13 protein-coding genes are annotated in these 17,378 nt (G+C 47.9%); 9 read left to right on the forward strand and 4 right to left on the reverse strand.

The genetic code is table 11. From position 1 onward, the window contains the following. Positions 1-69: 69 nt before the first annotated feature. Genes ACJJIZ_RS04875 through ACJJIZ_RS04885 form a run of 3 tightly spaced genes read left to right on the forward strand, consistent with a single transcriptional unit; the run spans position 70 to position 4,419 of the window. On the forward strand, positions 70-2,427 hold the full coding sequence (locus ACJJIZ_RS04875; protein WP_444915380.1) for an efflux RND transporter permease subunit: 2,358 nt from the start codon (positions 70-72) through the stop codon (positions 2,425-2,427). Then, positions 2,408-3,223, forward strand: a complete 816-nt coding sequence (locus tag ACJJIZ_RS04880; protein WP_444915381.1) for an outer membrane lipoprotein-sorting protein — start codon at positions 2,408-2,410, stop codon at positions 3,221-3,223. Before ACJJIZ_RS04875 ends, ACJJIZ_RS04880 begins: the two co-directional genes overlap by 20 nt. 11 nt (positions 3,224-3,234) lie before the next feature. Then, positions 3,235-4,419: a hypothetical protein gene (locus ACJJIZ_RS04885; RefSeq protein WP_444915382.1), complete on the forward strand. Its 1,185-nt coding sequence runs from the start codon at positions 3,235-3,237 to the stop codon at positions 4,417-4,419. A 69-nt stretch (positions 4,420-4,488) separates the two neighbouring features. Here ACJJIZ_RS04885 and ACJJIZ_RS04890 read toward each other — a convergent pair whose 3' ends face one another. Then, a complete protein-coding gene (locus ACJJIZ_RS04890; RefSeq protein ID WP_444915383.1) occupies positions 4,489-5,082 on the reverse strand; it encodes a TetR/AcrR family transcriptional regulator in 594 nt (197 codons plus the stop codon). 352 nt (positions 5,083-5,434) lie between these two features. Between ACJJIZ_RS04890 and ACJJIZ_RS04895 the strand changes: the two genes are divergently transcribed. The 6 genes from ACJJIZ_RS04895 (at position 5,435) to ACJJIZ_RS04920 (ending at position 12,576) form a co-directional block, all read left to right on the forward strand. Further along, positions 5,435-5,731 (forward strand): hypothetical protein, encoded by a 297-nt coding sequence (locus tag ACJJIZ_RS04895; protein ID WP_444915384.1) that lies wholly within the window; start codon positions 5,435-5,437, stop codon positions 5,729-5,731. Between the two features lie 60 nt (positions 5,732-5,791). Further along, on the forward strand, positions 5,792-6,103 hold the full coding sequence (locus tag ACJJIZ_RS04900) for a cupin domain-containing protein (RefSeq protein ID WP_444915385.1): 312 nt from the start codon (positions 5,792-5,794) through the stop codon (positions 6,101-6,103). Between the two features lie 329 nt (positions 6,104-6,432). Continuing rightward, entirely contained in the window at positions 6,433-6,741 is a 309-nt protein-coding gene (locus tag ACJJIZ_RS04905; protein ID WP_444915386.1) for a DUF1272 domain-containing protein, read from the forward strand. Positions 6,742-6,932: 191 nt separating this feature from the next. Then, positions 6,933-7,895 (forward strand): glucokinase, encoded by a 963-nt coding sequence (gene glk / locus ACJJIZ_RS04910; protein WP_444915387.1) that lies wholly within the window; start codon positions 6,933-6,935, stop codon positions 7,893-7,895. Positions 7,896-8,065: 170 nt separating this feature from the next. Beyond that, positions 8,066-10,930 carry a TonB-dependent receptor gene (locus ACJJIZ_RS04915; protein ID WP_444915388.1) on the forward strand — a complete coding sequence of 955 codons (2,865 nt, stop codon included), beginning with the start codon at positions 8,066-8,068 and terminating at the stop codon, positions 10,928-10,930. Between the two features lie 134 nt (positions 10,931-11,064). Beyond that, complete coding sequence (locus tag ACJJIZ_RS04920; RefSeq protein ID WP_444915389.1) at positions 11,065-12,576, forward strand: tryptophan halogenase family protein; 1,512 nt, start codon at positions 11,065-11,067, stop codon at positions 12,574-12,576. Positions 12,577-12,666: 90 nt separating this feature from the next. Here the strand turns inward: ACJJIZ_RS04920 and ACJJIZ_RS04925 are convergent, their stop codons facing one another. The 3 genes from ACJJIZ_RS04925 to ACJJIZ_RS04935 form a co-directional block, all read right to left on the reverse strand. Further along, positions 12,667-12,966: a hypothetical protein gene (locus tag ACJJIZ_RS04925; RefSeq protein WP_444895935.1), complete on the reverse strand. Its 300-nt coding sequence runs from the start codon at positions 12,964-12,966 to the stop codon at positions 12,667-12,669. Positions 12,967-12,997: 31 nt separating this feature from the next. Continuing rightward, positions 12,998-14,917: a VCBS domain-containing protein gene (locus tag ACJJIZ_RS04930; protein ID WP_444915390.1), complete on the reverse strand. Its 1,920-nt coding sequence runs from the start codon at positions 14,915-14,917 to the stop codon at positions 12,998-13,000. 289 nt (positions 14,918-15,206) lie between these two features. Beyond that, a complete protein-coding gene (locus ACJJIZ_RS04935; protein ID WP_444915391.1) occupies positions 15,207-17,378 on the reverse strand; it encodes a tetratricopeptide repeat protein in 2,172 nt (723 codons plus the stop codon).

Below are 17,378 nucleotides of genomic sequence, written 5' to 3' on the forward strand. Positions count from 1 at the left end.
GTAAATACCCATTTGCTTAGGTTGTTGATTAATTATTTTTCTATCAAGTTGTTTGAAGGAGCTGATTTCATGTCATCCCCCCAATTACCTTCGAATTGGGTCAGCCGTTATGCGGATTGGCTTATTCGATATCGATGGCTGGTAGCCATTGGCGCACTACTGTTAGCCTTCTTTGCGGTAAGCGGAGCAAGATTCCTGGGTTTCAACAATGATTACCGGGCATTCTTTAGTGAAGCTAATCCTCAACTACAAGCTTATGAGCAAATCCAGCGCACTTACACTAAGAATGACAATATTCTGTTTGCGGTAGTGCCTAAAGATGGCAATGCCTTTTCCAATGATGCCCTGGCAGCCGTAGAGGAGATGACCGAGAAATCCTGGTTGTTACCCTATGCGCTGCGGGTGGATTCAATCACCAACTTCCAGCACACCATTGCCGAGGAAGATGACCTCCTGGTACAGGACTTGGTGGAAAATGCCAGCAATTTAGATGCAGAAACCTTGGCCTCTATCAAGGCTGTAGCACTGGCAGATCCCACCTTGAAGGAGCGCCTGGTAAATAGTGATGGCTCGGTTACAGGGATAAATATCACCTTCCAGCTTCCACAAAAATCCATGCATGAAACCCCTGAAGCGGCTGAAGCTGCACAGGCATTGATGGAAGAGATTGAGGCAAAATACGATGTAGAGGTTTATGCGACCGGTATTATTTTACTGAGTAATGCATTTTTTGAAGCCTCTCAGTCAGATATGAGCACTTTAGTTCCGCTCATGTACCTGGTGATTATTGCAGTTGTATTTTTGTTGGTGCGGAGCTTCAGTGCGACTTTTGCAGCGCTGTTGGTTATCGTCTTCTCCATGGCTGCAGGCATGGGTTTGGCCGGTTTTATAGGTGTTAAATTGACACCGCCCTCCGCTTCTGCGCCCACCATTATTATGACTCTCGCAGTGGCGGATTCGATACATATATTGGTGAGTTTGTTCGCTGCAATGCGCCGTGGCCTCAGCAAGCACGATGCAATTAAAGAGAGCTTGCAGCTCAACATGGGGCCTGTGTTCCTCACTTCTATCACTACCGCCATTGGCTTCCTGTCGATGAACTTTTCCGATGCGCCTCCCTTCCACGATCTGGGTAATATTACCGCTATGGGTGTGATGGTGGCCTTCTTCTTATCGGTTACCTTACTGCCTGCATTGATGGCGATACTGCCAGCCAAGAGTCGCGCCAGTGAATCCAAAATTGGACGCTCCATGGATATTCTGGGAGATTTTGTGATTCGCCGTCAGCGCCCGATATTACTGGCGGGAGTCATTGTCTCGTTGGGATTATTGGCAATGATTCCAAACAATGAGATTAATGATGACTTTGTTGGTTACTTTGATGAATCTGTGGAATTCCGAACCGATTCAGATTATATCAATGACAACCTCTCTGGTATTTACCAGCTGATTTACTCGATTGAATCCAGTGACAACAATGGTGTCAGCAATCCGGAATTTCTTGCCAATCTGGAGCGTTTCACTGAGTGGATGCAAACCCAGCCCGGTGTGCGCCATGTCAATACCATTGGCGATACGTTCAAGCGGTTAAATAAAAATCTGCATGCTGACGATCCGGCCTATTACAGGTTGCCTGAAGACCAGGAATTGGCAGCCCAGTATTTGTTACTGTACGAGCTATCTCTCCCCTATGGCTTGGATTTAAATAATCAGCTGAATGTGGCTAAGTCATCGACGCAGATTATTGTGACTCTCGATAATCTCAAGTCGAAAGAGCTCAAAATGGTGGCGGATGCCGGCAGTAATTGGCTGGAGAAAAACATTGGTGTAACCGCTTATGGTGTAGGTCCGGCGATCATGTTTGCCAATATTGCCGAGCGTAATATGGAGGGCATGTTGGTGGGCACTCTGGTTGCGCTGGTGTTAATTTCTGCACTGATTGGTATTGCCCTGCGCAGTGTCAAACTCGGTTTCTTAAGCTTAATTCCCAACTTGTTGCCGGCCGGCCTGGCATTTGGCCTCTGGGGTGCACTGGTAGCTGAAGTCAATGTGGCTGTCACTATGGTGACCGGTATGGCACTGGGTATTGTGGTCGATGATACAGTACACTTCCTCAGTAAATACCTGCGCCAGCGCCGTGCAGGCTACAACGTGGAGGACGGACTGCGTTACGCCTTCTCTTCAGTGGGGGTAGCGATAGTTGTTACCTCAGTCATTCTGATTGCCGGATTTATGGTGTTGGCCCAGTCCTCCTTCGGTATGAATTCCTCCATGGCACTTCTGACCGCAATTTGCATTTTGATGGCCTTGCTGGCGGATTTCCTACTTCTTCCGATTCTCTTGATGAAGCTCGATGCCAAGGCATACGACCCCGCTATTACCTCTATTGAAAATAAGGAGCAAAACTATGCAACCCAGCCGCTCTAAAAAACAGTTTTTGACGCGGGCCCTAGCAGGTGCCCTGGCTCTGGCAGCTTTCTCTGTTTCTGCCAGTGAACTGGACCTGGCCGCAGAAAAAGGTCTGGAAATTGCCAAGGAGGCGGACCGTCGCGACTTGGGATTCGGCGATCTCAGCAACAGTCTTACAATGACCCTGCGCAATAAATATGGTGAGGAGAGTGTGCGGGCTATGCGCACTAAAACTCTGGAGCAGGAAAATGACGGAGATAAATCCCTGGTGATTTTTGACAACCCTCGGGATGTAAAGGGCACAGCATTTTTGTCCTTTACTCATAAAGTGGGCTCCGATGACCAGTGGCTCTATTTGCCTGCTTTAAAGCGAGTAAAGCGTATTTCCTCCAGTAACAAGTCTGGACCATTTATGGGTAGTGAATTCTCCTATGAAGATATCGCCTCACAGGAGGTGGAGAAATACACCTACAAATATTTGCGCAACGAGTCTTTCGATGGCCGCGATCACTTTGTTCTGGAGCTGGACCCGGTTGATCCTAAATCCGGTTATTCCATTCAACACCTTTGGGTTGATACAGAGGAGTACCGCGCATGGAGAACGGATTACTATGATCGAAAAGGGGACCTGATGAAGACCCTCACGATTTCCGACTACAACCAGTACGGCGATCAATACTGGCGAGCCAATAAAATGGAAATGGTTAATCACCAGACCGGTAAATCCACAGAGTTGTTGTACGGTGACTGGGTACTTGGCAATGGTTTTACCGATCGCGACTTCACCAAGAATAGTCTCTCCAGGGCGAAATAGGGATTGCGCCCATGGTTAACCGAAAAATACTCACTTTGTTGCCACTATTGGCGGCGTTGAGTCATATGGCTGGAGCAAATGAGTTGAGCGGTTATGCGGGCCTGGAGGCCCGCGCATTCACCGCAGATCCTTTGGATTCAGCACAAAGTGATGCCGGTCTTTCTGCGTCTTTAAATCTCGAGTACTACCGGGATTTTGACGATGGAAACCAGCGTGTTGTGGCCAGTGTCTTTGGGCGCTGGGACAGTGAGGATAGCGATCGCAATCACGCGGATCTCGGCGAGCTTTACTGGTGGAAAGCTTACGATAGTTTCGAGCTTTACGCCGGGGTGCGCAAAGTATTTTGGGGAGTTACTGAAACCGTGCATTTGGTGGATGTGATTAACCAGGATGATGCATTGGAAAATATCGATGGTGAAGACAAGCTTGGCCAACCCATGATTAACCTCCTGATGGAGCGTGATTGGGGAACACTGGAGGTGTACGGTTTACTGGGTTTTCGTGAGCGTCAGTTTGCTGGCCGGGAAGGGCGATTACGTGCTCCGCTGCCGGTGGATGAGGATGCTGCGGTCTATCAATCTGACCGGGAGGAGAAGCACATAGATTGGGCCTTGCGTTACAGCCATGTACTTGGAGATTGGGACCTGGGCCTCAGCCATTTTTCCGGCACTAATCGGGATCCATTATTATTGCTTACGGAAGATGGCTTGCTTGCGCCTTACTATGCACAGATCGATCAGACGGGTGTGGACATCCAAACTACCCGTGGAGATTGGTTGTGGAAGTTTGAAGCTATTTCATTTAAACCTCGCGGTGAAGATCGACAGACAGCAGCTGTCGGCGGTTTCGAATATACATTTTATGGTATTGGCGAAACGGTCTCAGATCTTGGGGTATTAATGGAGTATCAATTTGATGATCGTACCGGACCTTGGTCTACGGCCAGTCAAAATGACATTGCGATAGGTGCGCGATACGCCCTAAATAATACCCAGGATACGGAGCTTTTATTTGCCGTAAGTACCGATTTGGATAACGGTAGTCGTTTTTCCAATCTGGAACTGACCCACCGACTAAATGACCGCTGGTTAATGGAAGCAGAGGCGCGTTTTTTCGGTAATGCCGATGAAGAAGACCCTACCTACAATTTGCGCAACGACGACTATTTTCAGTTGGAATTACGTCGCTATTTTTAAAAGTTAATTCTCACAGGAATACCCCCATTCCCACCCCAAAGAGGCAAGAAGTTTTGGGGTGGGCTTTTTTTAGGGAAGTGTATATTGGTCCAGAATTGTGGATAGCTGTTGGTAACTGTTTTTGCCTGCTGTGGTACTGCCCGTGCCTTTATTCAGGGCCACTACGCCTCGGCTTACCGCCATAACCATCGCGGCGAGGGCGGCACAATCGACACCGGCCTGCAATTGGCCATCGTCAATAGCCTTTTGCATACGGGTTTCGATCCGGTTCAGCATATCATTGGTACCCTTGGCTACCAGGTCAGCGAGAAATCCTTCACTGGCACCCACCTCCATAGCTGCCATAGTAGCGATACAGCCTTCAGGAGTTTCAGAGCTCTCCAGACCTGACTGAAGCATTTCCAGGAAGCCGCCCATAGCTGTGCGGAAGTCCGGGTGGTTCAAGGTATCCATAGCATCGCAGGCGTATTGGGTGTGGAAATGTTCCAGACAGCGGCCATACAACCCTTCCTTGCTTTGGAAGGTGTTGTAGATGCTGGATTTGTTCAGTCCCATGGCCGATTCAAGATCCGACAAGGAAGTTGCTTTGTAGCCTTTTTCCCAGAAAACGCGCATGGCCTTGTCTAGTACTTGTGACTCATCGAACTGCTTGCGCCCACTCATTTATCGTTACCAAACCTCAAAAAAATGATAGTGACACATCAATCTGGGGTGGGCAAGACGAGAGGGGGAGCGTCTCGAAATTATAGGGGTAAATAGGTTTTGGCATGAATAATCCAGCGGATTTGCCGGTTCATGAATAGGTGGTCAGCTTATTTTGTACAAAGGCCTGGTGCTGACTAATGGGCCCCTTTTTACTGGGTACTCAAAGCCTCTGCTGTAAGTGACCAGCTCGTCTTAACCCTTGATTGTTGTTGCCTCGAGGTGGAGTCAGGGCTACCTGTTTGCGGTTCCTAAAAATAGATATTTAACCTATGATTTCGGCCGCGAATGAATAGAGAAGGAATAGGAAATTATGGGTATTTTTGAAAAAGCCAAGGAACTCGGTGAAAGGGTCAATGAGTCCGTAACCGCTTTTAGCAGTGATGAAGTAATAGCCAATACCGTTATCAAAGCGGTTGAGAAACAGGAGAAGGTGAATGCCATTCTCAAAGCCAGGGGATGCAATTATCGTGTTGCGGACATCGATCTGGGGATGGGAATTCCACCAACGGTGACTTTTGGGGTGAGGCGAGTTGATGAGCTCGCAGAAAAAAAGGCTGATGAAAATGGTGTCATGACTTCCCCTGCGCCTGAAGAATCCGCCTTATAGTTACCGACTCTTTAAATGATGGTTCCGGAAATTTTATAAAGCGATATTGGAATAAACATTATGAGAGTAGTGCGTAGCAGAGATTTTACCGGTAGTAAGCCCTGGGAATCGCAACTTATCGCAAACATGAACGGGATTACCACTAAACTGCATTGGACTAATAAACCTTATATTTGGCATATCAATGATGGCCAGGAAGTCTTCGCTGTTCTCGATGGTCATGTAGAAATGTTTTACAAAGTGGCAGGTAGAACCGAATCGGAACTTCTTGGACCTGGTGATATATTCCACGCTTCTGAGGGCACGGAACATGTAGCTCATCCTGTTGGTGAGGCTCGCATTCTGGTTGTGGAATCTGAGGGAAGTGTCTAAGTTGGTTTTCCTTTCTTAGAAATTAATTAATGTGGTTATCTTATCAAGAGATAGTCATCAATTTGATGGTTTGGATAAGCATTTTGCAATGTTGATTTTGTAACAGTGGATCATGTCGGAATTTGTCGATTTACTGTCATTTTAATACCACTATTAGAGAGAGTAAGTCGTTAATATGAAAAGCTATTTAATCTTCCATATATAAAGTTTATACAGATTTTATGTAGTCATTTTTTGTTGGGATAACTTCCTTTGTGTAGGGAGGTTGAGCGAGAAATTAAGACTAATAAACTTCAAAAAATTATTTAGCGAACAAGGAGGGAACTGGGATGCTGGAGTTAAGGCCGAACTGTGAGAATTGCGATAAAGACCTACCGCCAAACTCGGAAGAGGCGATGATATGTACTTACGAATGTACTTTCTGCCAGCCCTGCGTCGATACATTACTCAGTAACGTCTGCCCTAACTGTGGCGGTAATTTTTGCCCCCGTCCCATTCGGCCCCAGGTTGCGCGGCGTAGCGGTGTGGGTATTAGCTATCAACCGGCCTCACAGAAGCGAGTCAATACCCGATTTAACAAAGATGAAATCTGCTCGTTTACTGATAGCGTGAAAAATATCCCCCCCGCTGATCGCTAAAATAAAGTGACTGAAAGTTGCAGTTTGGTTTTCTGTTGCGAGGTTTATCGAGTTTATCTGGGTTATATATGGGGTTATGCGGTTTCTTTATAGGGTGAGTTGTCCTCTGTAGTAAGCTTTGGGGCTGGCAATATTTTGCCTGACGCCTTAAGTTATATCGCCTTTTTTAGGGGGAAGTTAGAAGGATAACTATGACGAGTATCGTAGCGGATATCGGTGGGACCAACGCCCGATTTGCCATCGCCAAGCCTGTAGCAGAGGGTTACCAGCTGGAAGAACTCAAAGTCGTTGATTGCCAACGCTTCGAGGGATTTGATGCAGCACTACAGCACTGGCTCGATGGGTTAAACCAGCCGCGCCCGGAAAAGGCGTGTATTGCAGCAGCCGGTCCGCTGGAGATGACTCCAACAGGTGGAAAGGTTTTTATGACCAATCTGGGCTGGACTATTGACGCCGGGGAGCTGGCGCAAGAGTTTAGCTTTCCCCACCTAGAGCTGATTAATGATTTTGCAGCCTTGGCTCAGTCTCTGCCCCGTCTGGCCGAATCAGATTACCAGGTATTGCGCGATACTCCCCGGCAGGCAGGTGCCCCTATGGCGGTGCTCGGTCCCGGAACCGGCCTCGGTGTTGCCGGACTGGCTGAAGCCGATGGCCGATACCATGTGCTGGCGGGAGAGGGTGGGCATGCCAACCTGACTGTCTCCACTGAGCGTGAATTGCAGTTGCTGCAAATCCTGATGAAAACCCAGTTACCTGTTTTCAACGAATGGGTTTTGTCGGGCAATGGGCTGGTTAATCTCTATCGCGCAGTTTGCGAGCTGAACGGAGAGACCGCTGAGGACCTGACGCCCCCCGATATCAGCGCCCGAGGCCTTGAGGGTTCAGATCCGCTGTGCCGTGAAGCTCTGATAGATTTCCTCAATTTTCTCGGCAGTGCGGCCGGGGATGCGGCCTTGTATATGGGCGCCCGTGGCGGAGTATTTTTGGGCGGTGGTATACTGCCCAGGATCGCTGAACTGCTACCTGAGAGCGAGTTTGAGCAGCGTTTCCTGACGAAAGGGCGTGTTGCTCAATGGATGGAGGCCGTTCCGGTATACGCGTTGAATGCGGGTTATCAGGCTCTGATTGGCGCTGCAGTACAGCTTGAGGGGTAATTACTCGGTACTTTTGTTGGGTTATGGCCTGACAAACGTGTATTAAATTACACCTGTGATTGATCTCACACTTTTTCCCGTCTCCTCCCCCCTCGGGGGAGGATGTTATGGATTAGGGGCCGCCCTAGGATGCAGGGTCTCAACATAACGATAAGTCCAGGGAGAAGATGATGAGTCTATCCAATAAAGGTAAAGGGGCGCTCAGACCCACTTTGCTATCTGCTGCCATCGCGGCCTCCGTGTCCACCTCGGTTGGGGCCTATGCGCAGGAGCAGGAAACACTGGAAGAAGTAACAGTTACCGGTATTCGCACCAGCGTTTTGGACTCCGTTGAAGCCAAGCGCGCCGCCGATGTTGTGGCCGATGTGGTAGATGCGGGCGCTCTGTCATCTCTTCCCGACCAATCAATCGCTGATGCCCTGGGCCGTCTGCCCGGCGTAACCACCGTGCGATCCAACGGTCAGTCCTCACAGCTAAATATCCGCGGTATGAACGGTGACTTCCTGCAGACCACCCTGAATGGTCGTGAGCAGGCCTCTACCAGTGGTTATACCGAAAGTACTCGCTGGATATCTTTTGACCAGTACCCAGCTGAGCTGATTAATCAGGCCGCGGTCTACAAGACTCCGAAAGCCTCTCATATCGAAGGTGGTGTAGCGGGCTCTGTAGAGCTGAAAACAGCCAATCCTCTCGACGCCGAGAAAGAACACAACTTTAATGCCAATGTGCGTATGTCGTTTAACGACGCAGCAGACGACGTCGGTGCCGACGAGTTCGGTGAGCGTGTCACGCTGTCGTACATGGGTAAATTTATGGATGACAAGGTGGGCGTCGCCCTGGGTTATTCCCACCTTGAGCAGCCGAATAGCTTTGTAAAGTCCCGCACAGGTGCAGACGCCCAGATCGGTTATGAACCGCCGGCAAGCGATTACGATGGTGACGGCAGCGCAGATGCTTTGCCGCGCGCATTCCAATGGCAGTCAGGTGATGGTACCGATACCCGCAATGGTTACCTGGCTAGCGTCGTTTTTGAGCCTACCGATGGTTTCAAGGCCCAGTTGGATTACTTCAAATCTGACTTTGAGCGTGTGGATACTCGCCACGGTATTACGGTTGGTGGGCTGGCCAATACAGACATGTATACCCTTTCCGATACGGAAGTAAACGGCGGAGTGGTTACCGATGGAACGGTAATTATTACCGATCCAAAAACTGTTTACGATTCCAGCCCCTGGTTTGAATCCCGCTCTGAGGATCAATCAACTCAGGCGGACAGCGATAGTATTGGCCTGAACCTGGAGTGGAATTTTGGTGACCGCCATACCCTGGCCGTTGACTACTCCTATAGTAAGGGCACCAAGACGCGCAAGGATCAGATTGTATCCATGCACGCTTACGACCTGACCTACGATGACAATGGGAACTTAGAGACCTGGGAAGAAGCTGCTGGGCAGAGCTTTGCCTATTCCCTTAATGGTGATGGTATTCCCTCAGGCGTTTTCTCCGGTGTAGATTTCACCGATCTGGATACCATGCGTTTGTCGCGCTATGAAGAGTACCCCCACGAGTACACAGATAAAGTTGAAGCCTTCAAGTTCGATTACAAGTTTGACTTGGAGTGGCGAGCCATTGCCTCTATAGAGACTGGATTCCGTGTCTCTGAGCGTACTTTCGATTCTGAACGTGGTGCTTTCCTGTACGGTAGCCGCGATGGTCAATTCAATGACTACTGTGCGGATAACCTGTCCGACATCGATTGTGAGCCGCAACTACTGGACGGCTATGTCAGCATTGAATCTACCAATGGGATACCACAATTCGTAGTCAACGATATGGATGCCCTGGCTTCCAGTATTTTTGGTGCCGGTAATTACGAAGGTAAAAAGGTATTTAGCCAGGACTGGACTTTCGTTGAGTCCGGTGCTGTGAAAGAGGAAGTTTTTGCCTACTACCTGATGGCCAATATTGAAACCCAGTTGGGTAGTATTCCAGTAACTGGTAATTTCGGTGTACGGGTTGTTGAAACCGATGTGAAGTCCAGCGGTATCCAAAATGTGGGTGCTGGCAATGGTATCGAAATTACTGATGACGTGGGTGTAACTTCAGATAGCTACGACTATGTTGAGTACGGCCCCGAATACACAGACACCCTGCCTTCCCTTAACTTGAACTTTGAGCTGACCGAGCAGGACTACATTCGCTTTGCTGCAGCTAAAGTGATGGGCCGTCCGCCGGTTGGGCAGCTGAAGGGCGGCGCTGGCTCCTGGAACAGTGTTAACAACGATGGCGCTACGGAGTACAACGTTTGGACCAAGGGGTCTCCCTACCTCGATCCTTTCCGTGCAAACCAGTTTGACCTGGCTTACGAGCACTATTTCGAAGATGGCGGCGCGGTAACTGCAGCCATTTTCTGGAAAGATATCGAAAGTCTGGTAGAAAAGCAGTATATCTACTTGGACAGCCAGGCAGATCGAACGGCACTGTTTGATTCCCTTGGCATTGAAATTCCCGTTGGTCTGGAAGCCGGCGCTTTTGAGACTTACGTGAACAACGACAAGGGGGGTTATATTCGAGGCATCGAGCTTGCGGGTACCAAAACCTTTGATCAGCTGCCAGGTATTTGGGCTGGCTTGGGTATGACCGCCAGCTATTCATATACTGAGAGTGAAACCGAAGTGAGTGGCGGTAACCTCTATGGTGAAAACCTGCCGTTGCCGGGCCTCTCTGAAAATGTCTGGAGCACTACAGTATTCTGGGATATTGGTAATTTCAGCTCCCACGTCAATGTTCGCTATCGGGATGAATTTATCCTGAATATGCCGGTACCAGGTAGCTCCACACCAGTGGAAGCGCAAGCCTATACCACTGTCGATGCACAGATATCCTACGCATTTGATAATGGTATCGATGTGGTTTTCTCAGCGAACAATCTTACGGATGAGGCTGATGTGAAATCATACGGAGTAGATGGCGTCCTCGGTGAATACACTGAGTTTGGACGTCAGTTCTACCTCGGCTTGAACTATAGCTACTAAGTATCGCTGATTCTTTCGGTGTAAACTGAAGATGTGATAAGAGACCGCCCGCTGAGCTACGCTTGCCGGGCGGTTTTTTTTGAAATGTCAAATGGCCCGAAAATAAGTGCGGTGCCGAATTTTTGAGAGTCGCCATGAGCAATCAATGTAAAAAAATAATTATTCTTGGCGGGGGTACCGCTGGCTGGATAACCGCCAATCTGATGGCGACCCATTGGCAGAATAAAGGGTTTGAAATCACCCTGGTGGAATCACCGGATATTGGAATTATCGGTGTGGGGGAGGGATCAACTCCGCCACTAAAGGGTTTTATGGAGACTATAGGAGTTAGCGAATCGGAGTGGATGCCTGCTTGTAACGCTACTTACAAGGTCGGTATTACCTTTAGGGATTGGTCGGTCAAACCGGGCTTTACCGAGTATGTTCATCCCTTTGTCGGCCAGCCGGACCAATTTACTATCCCGGCATTTTTTCATAATAGTTACCTGCGCAGGAAAGGCGTTGACCTGGAGGGACACCCGGACCACTTCTTTCTGGCCACAGAGATGATCCGACAAAAATTATCTCCAGTCGCACCGGAAAACTTCCCTTTTGAAATTGCCTATGGTTACCATTTTGATTCTGGTTTATTGGGCCAGTTCCTGCGGGGTGTTGCCGAAAAAAAAGGCGTTCGCTATAAGGTGGCGACAGTGGCTGGCGCCATGCTCGATGCACAGGGAAATATTGATCACCTGAAAACTACTGATGGTGAGGTTCTCAAAGCGGATCTGTATGTGGACAGTTCCGGCTTCCGTGGAAGTCTTATACAACAATCCTTGAAGGTTCCTTTTATTAGTAGCGCTGAGAGTCTGTTTAACGATTCTGCGGTTGTATTTGCTACGGACCAAGCAAGGGAGTATGCACCGCACACTATTTCTACTGCAATGAAATATGGCTGGGCCTGGAAAATCCCACTGACTAATCGCAATGGCAACGGCTATGTTTATAGCTCTCGCTTTGTCGACGATGACAAGGCAGAAACGGAATTTCGCGCTCACTTGGGCTTGCTAGACAGTGATGTCGAGGCGCGTAGATTAAATTTCAAGGTGGGTCGGGTTGCCCAACACTGGGCCAAGAACTGCCTGGCGGTGGGGCTCTCCCAAGGCTTTATTGAGCCTTTGGAGGCAACGGCGCTGGATATGGTTCAGGAGACTGTTGTGCGCTTTATAGAGGCCTATAACAATGGTGATCATACAGATAAGTATAGGGATGACTTTAATAATCGTATCAGCGCTCGTTTTGATGCGGTGCGGGACTATATCGTCTGTCACTACCGTATTAGTTCGAGAACAGATACGGATTATTGGATTGCCAATGGCACTAATGAAAAGATATCTCCCTCCCTGCGTTCAATCTTGATGTCCTGGATGGCAGGCAAGAATATTACTGATGAACTACTGGATCAAAAACTGGATGTCTATTTCCCGAATGTATCCTGGAATTGCCTGTTGACTGGCAAGGGGATTTACCCGGGGCAGGAACAGTTGCGTCCAGGTAATGAGTTTGCACACAAATATAAATTGGAAGAAATCAAGGATTTTAACCGCCGCTGTGCTCTGAACTTTATGCCGCACATGGATCAGTTAAATCAATTAAGGGTGGGGTAGAAGAAAATCTGGAATAGTGCTCGGGTTATCTCTGAGCACTATTCCACTTTAATCAGATAGGGAGGTAAATCGTTTTAAATTAATAAATGACTATTCGCTATCCTTTACTTCTATTTTCTCTGATTCTTTTATACGTAGTATGTGCTTTTCCCCACGCTCACCACGAATTTTAACCCGATCTCCAGATTTCATACCTTTGAGCTTGGCCTCATCGGCATCCAGGAAAAAGTAGCGGCCAGTCTGCTCATCTTTCAGGGAAAACTTACGCTCGGATTTTCCCGTTTCAAAATCTTCAGAGATAATTTCTTCCAAGGTGCCAGTTACAATCTCCTCTGCTTGCACAAACAGGGAGAAGCTCAATGCAAACGCTATTAGAATGAACTTTTTCATAGTATTTATCCTGCGGTAATGGATTTATAGTCTAATCACTGTAACTGACTAAGATAGTGGCCGACTGTTTGTCTGAGGCCATAGATTGAAACTCAATGGTTAAGCCAATATTTGAGTCGCTAAAACTATCTCCTGGTTCCTTGAGTTCTGCTACATGGTTAAAGAGTCTATTATCGAGATAATGAACGGATACTGAATTTTCCATATGAGACGATGGGTTCAGTATGTCATGGCCTACATGGTAGTTCACGTAGTAGTAGTCTTCGCCATTCTGACTACCCGCACTCTCAACTTTCAGCTGCTGGGGCTGGTTTCCTGAGAGCTCTCCCGCAGTCAGCTCAATAGCCTCAATCTCCACCTCTTCGGTGCTGCCGGCGTTCTGGGTTACCGTTTGGGTATATTCGGGGAATAAATCATACCAGCCCATGTACTCTCGGTGACCACTGCCAAATAAGCGCGAAGTCCAGGCATTCCCCATAAAGCTCCCATCTGTTCCATACTCGCTTTCGCCACTATCGAAGGTATCGCCATCATTGTTGTCATCATTGCCGGCATGGCTGAGTCCAATATTGTGGCCAAGTTCATGGCCCATTATTATCTGGTCTGTATAAGCGGTAACGATGCTCCACTTACCACCAACAGAGGCGACACCAGCCCCAACCAGCCCAGCACTCTTGGCCTTTGGTGGGTAGATGTAAACACGGTGGCGCCAGTCGCTTAGGTTGATAGGGTTGTTATTGTTATCAACTAAATTGGTTTCCGCCCATTCTGTTGCATTGTCACGCCAAGTGTATCCTCCGTCTGTATATTCTCCTCCCTGGCTGGAGCGGGCTGCCGCATCGTCAACACTTAAAGTGCCACCGTCTTGGTTATCCGGAATGTTGTAAATGATACAGTCAATGGAGCTGTCTTCATTGCTACCTTCTCCATAGCAGTAATGCTCCAGGGAGCTGTCGCTGATGCGATGGCGCAGGAATTTTAGTTGTCCCAATGAATTCTTTAGGTAGGTATTGTCGAGAGAGTCTTCATCGTTAAAGACCATATCTGCAATATCAGAGATATTAGTGGTATCTGTAGGTACAGCATCAGAGAAGTTCATGAAAATGAATACGATACTGCTTTCATCAGGCTCTAAAGTGACGACAGAGAAGGTAATCGATTGAGTAGTGCCATCGCTAAGTTGGAATGAAATGGTATCTTCTGTCGTTTCACCATTTTTTAAACTGTCTGCAGAATCATTCAGGCTGTATTCCCAATCTCCGTTGCTGTATAACTTGAAATCGCCGTAGGATCCGTTAAGAGTTTCCTCGACAAACTCCGGAGTATTGCCATCGACATCCTCCAAAAGGAATGTTCCTGAAGAAAATTCCTTACCTTCAACAATCAAAGTGGCCAGTGGGCTGGCGGGATTGAACGAGTAGGCATCGTCGTAACCGGTTATGGAAATGGATATAGTGGCTTCTGAATCACTGGAGCCGATACCAATATTAAATGCGTCGGTCACTAATTCTGAGCCAGCAATTGGATCGGATAGTTCAGTGTCCAAGGTATAGGTCCAGCTGCCATCGCTGGATATTTCAAGCTCTCCGTAAGTCCCTTGAAAATTTCCGGATTCAAAGGTTTGATTGCTGTTTGAGTTATCGACCAGTTGCCCTGAAACCGTTGTCTCGACATCTTCACTGACGCTGCCGCTGTCACCGCTTATGCTAGGGGAGTCATCGCCGTCGTCGTCATCCGAATCTGAACTGTCATCATCATCAGAGCTGGAGCCGTCATCATCAGAGCCAGTATTGCCATCGTCATCATCGCCGTCAGAGTTTGCCCCTGAATCGCTATCGCTACTTACTGGAGTGTCGTCAGATTCGTTGTCATCGGAGCTTCCGCCCCCACCGCAAGCAGTAAGAAATACAGATAAACTGATAGCTGTGAGTAACTTCAGTGAATAGCTCATATCGCCTCGATAGATCCGTTAAACCAAATATAATTGGCGCGGAGTATAAAGAGCTGTCAGTCATAATCTGTGATGGTTGGCTTGCTTTTGAGGCTGATTTTTTACTTGAGCAAAAAATGGTGCTATCAATCGCACCTAGGAATTTTTTGCCAATAAAATTAAAGAAAACAGGCTGAAAAATAGTTGGGGATTTTTAAGTGAGGAAAAAGAGTGGTTTAGGAACTTGTTGGCAAAAGAAGGTTGAACGCGGTCAACTATTCGCTGTGAATAGTCGACCGCATAAATAATCTTATTCTGCAGAGAGTCCACTCAGAAACTGTTTTAAGTGTGAGACATTGCAATCTTTTGTGTTTACGCAGTTTTCCAGGATTTGTTTCAACTGCTGGTCGTCACTTTGTTCAGTAGCCAATTTCAAATAGTAACGTACCTGATCAAGGTTTTTGCCTGGATTTTCGTCTTGACTATAGGCCTCAGCAATTTTCAGTGAAGCTATACCATGCCCTCTCTTTGAGGCTTCCTCGTAGAGTGACATTGCTCGATCTAGATTAGCTTCTACACCAAGCCCCTGTTCATACATACGGGCTTGGTTAAAGTATCCATACTTTGAATTTTGATTCGCTGCCTGCTCGAACCAATGAAGAGCCTCGGGATAGTTATGGAAAGAATCACTACCGGAGTCCAAGTATATGAGCCCAAGCTTATTCATGGCGCTTGCTAATCCCCTCTCCGCTGCTTGAGTGTAATAATAGATTGCCTGTTCCAGGTCCTTTTCTACTCCGTTACCTGCCTCGTAGAGTCCGGCCAACCTGGCACTGGAGTTGGCTGAGCCTTCCGCAGCTGCGAGCCTATAAAGTTGTGCTGCATGGGTCGGGTTTTGTTCCACTCCATAACCATTTTCGGCGGAGTAACCCATATTGGTAATACACTCCAGGTGGCCGGCCCGTCCACACAATAAATACCAGGCATAGGCAATATCGGCGTTGGCATCTGCAATAATATTCTTGGAGTGCAGTATCCCCATTTTTAATTGTGCAGGAAGATGATTACGATATGCCGCTGCTTGATAGTCCCTGATAGATTGATTGATATTAACCGGTTGGCCATGGGCGCCTAGTTGTGTGATACGCCCTCTCTCAAAGAGTGCGGCGGGGTTTCCTGCAATTGCGGCCTCATTGAGAAGTGCCATGCCCCCACTGGTTTCTTTTTTCTCCTCCAGCAGGTAGCTGGCGTAAAAAAACTGGGCTGGTGAAAAGCCACTATCGGAAGCTTTTTGAATAAGCTTTTCAAATTGATAGTAATTATTCTGCTCAAGGTAACCAATAGCCTGGGTAAAGTGGGCTACGGGGTAACCTTTATTAGCGCTGGCTTGCAAGAATTGTGCAGCACCGGATTCGTTAGCTGAGTTAAATTCCTCTGACGCAAAAAGGGAGTAGAGTTCATACTCCGCCTGGCCTTTCTTCAAGTGTTGTTCGGCACTGGAGAGTAGTGAAGTTGCTAATTCTTTATCCGGATCAATTCCCAGGCCCATAAAGGCTATATAGGCTAGGTAAACCTTCGCCTCTTCGAGGCCCAGATCCGCAGCAGCAACAAATAATTGTGCGCACTCGTTAACTGCAAATTTTTCAGTTTTGCCACTGAGACACAGCCGCCCTAAACTGATATTGGCGGAAATGGATCCCATAACAATAGCGTCCAGATAAGCTTGTTCAGCCTGTGGATACTGACCCTCCGCATGAAACACAATGCCTTCGGCGTGTCGAGCAGCATAGTCTGTAGAGGCTAGTACCTGGATCACATCGGTATAGAGCTGATCTGATGTGCCGGCAAATGGATACCGGATCGCGAGCAGTCGGTGTAGAAAGCGGGCATTATCGAAGTAGATTTTCGATACCTGATAACCGCCTACTTCCTTTACGTTATATACGCGGTATATAGCATTGCGACTATTTGCAAATTCAAAATAGCTATCAATAATTTCATAGCCGGATATGGTGAGCAGGTCTTCTGCATCTGCCCAGCTTCCGACCTCAAAGGCACTATAGCTATACTCACCACTGCGTCCGGAAAGGATACCAGTAGCAATAAATTCAAATAGGTTTTTATGGTAGTTGGCGGCTTCTAACTGTCCCACAGACTCATAACATTCTGCAGCGCTGAGATGGGGCATCAGTGACAGGATGTTGTTGTTTGTTACGGCCTTCCAGTCCACGGCTTCACAAGACTTATCCCCAGATTCAATCGCGGATAGCTCCGCCTGGTAGCGCTCTCTGGCCGCGATATTATTCAGGGGTTGCTGAGACTCAAGATAGGCAAGCCAGAAATCCTCATAAGCAACTGTATCTGGAGCGCTAGCAATTTGTTCGGTTAGCAGCCTTATTTCGCTATCGCCGGGTTCGATGGAGGTGTGAGCTGCACAAGAGGCCAGTAAGTAAATAACAGGGGCAAAAAGGAATTTTTTCAT

It is taken from the genome of Microbulbifer maximicatervae (SeqCode), assembly GCF_052467225.1.

Excerpts from the sequence above, each read along its gene's own strand:
- ACJJIZ_RS04875 (WP_444915380.1), top strand. The coding sequence starts at position 70 with ATGTCATCCCCCCAATTACCTTCGAATTGGGTCAGCCGTTATGCGGAT.
- ACJJIZ_RS04880 (WP_444915381.1), top strand. The coding sequence starts at position 2,408 with ATGCAACCCAGCCGCTCTAAAAAACAGTTTTTGACGCGGGCCCTAGCA.
- ACJJIZ_RS04885 (WP_444915382.1), top strand. The coding sequence starts at position 3,235 with ATGGTTAACCGAAAAATACTCACTTTGTTGCCACTATTGGCGGCGTTG.
- ACJJIZ_RS04890 (WP_444915383.1), bottom strand. The coding sequence starts at position 5,082 with ATGAGTGGGCGCAAGCAGTTCGATGAGTCACAAGTACTAGACAAGGCC.
- ACJJIZ_RS04895 (WP_444915384.1), top strand. The coding sequence starts at position 5,435 with ATGGGTATTTTTGAAAAAGCCAAGGAACTCGGTGAAAGGGTCAATGAG.
- ACJJIZ_RS04900 (WP_444915385.1), top strand. The coding sequence starts at position 5,792 with ATGAGAGTAGTGCGTAGCAGAGATTTTACCGGTAGTAAGCCCTGGGAA.
- ACJJIZ_RS04905 (WP_444915386.1), top strand. The coding sequence starts at position 6,433 with ATGCTGGAGTTAAGGCCGAACTGTGAGAATTGCGATAAAGACCTACCG.
- glk (WP_444915387.1), top strand. The coding sequence starts at position 6,933 with ATGACGAGTATCGTAGCGGATATCGGTGGGACCAACGCCCGATTTGCC.
- ACJJIZ_RS04915 (WP_444915388.1), top strand. The coding sequence starts at position 8,066 with ATGAGTCTATCCAATAAAGGTAAAGGGGCGCTCAGACCCACTTTGCTA.
- ACJJIZ_RS04920 (WP_444915389.1), top strand. The coding sequence starts at position 11,065 with ATGAGCAATCAATGTAAAAAAATAATTATTCTTGGCGGGGGTACCGCT.
- ACJJIZ_RS04925 (WP_444895935.1), bottom strand. The coding sequence starts at position 12,966 with ATGAAAAAGTTCATTCTAATAGCGTTTGCATTGAGCTTCTCCCTGTTT.
- ACJJIZ_RS04930 (WP_444915390.1), bottom strand. The coding sequence starts at position 14,917 with ATGAGCTATTCACTGAAGTTACTCACAGCTATCAGTTTATCTGTATTT.
- ACJJIZ_RS04935 (WP_444915391.1), bottom strand. The coding sequence starts at position 17,378 with ATGAAAAAATTCCTTTTTGCCCCTGTTATTTACTTACTGGCCTCTTGT.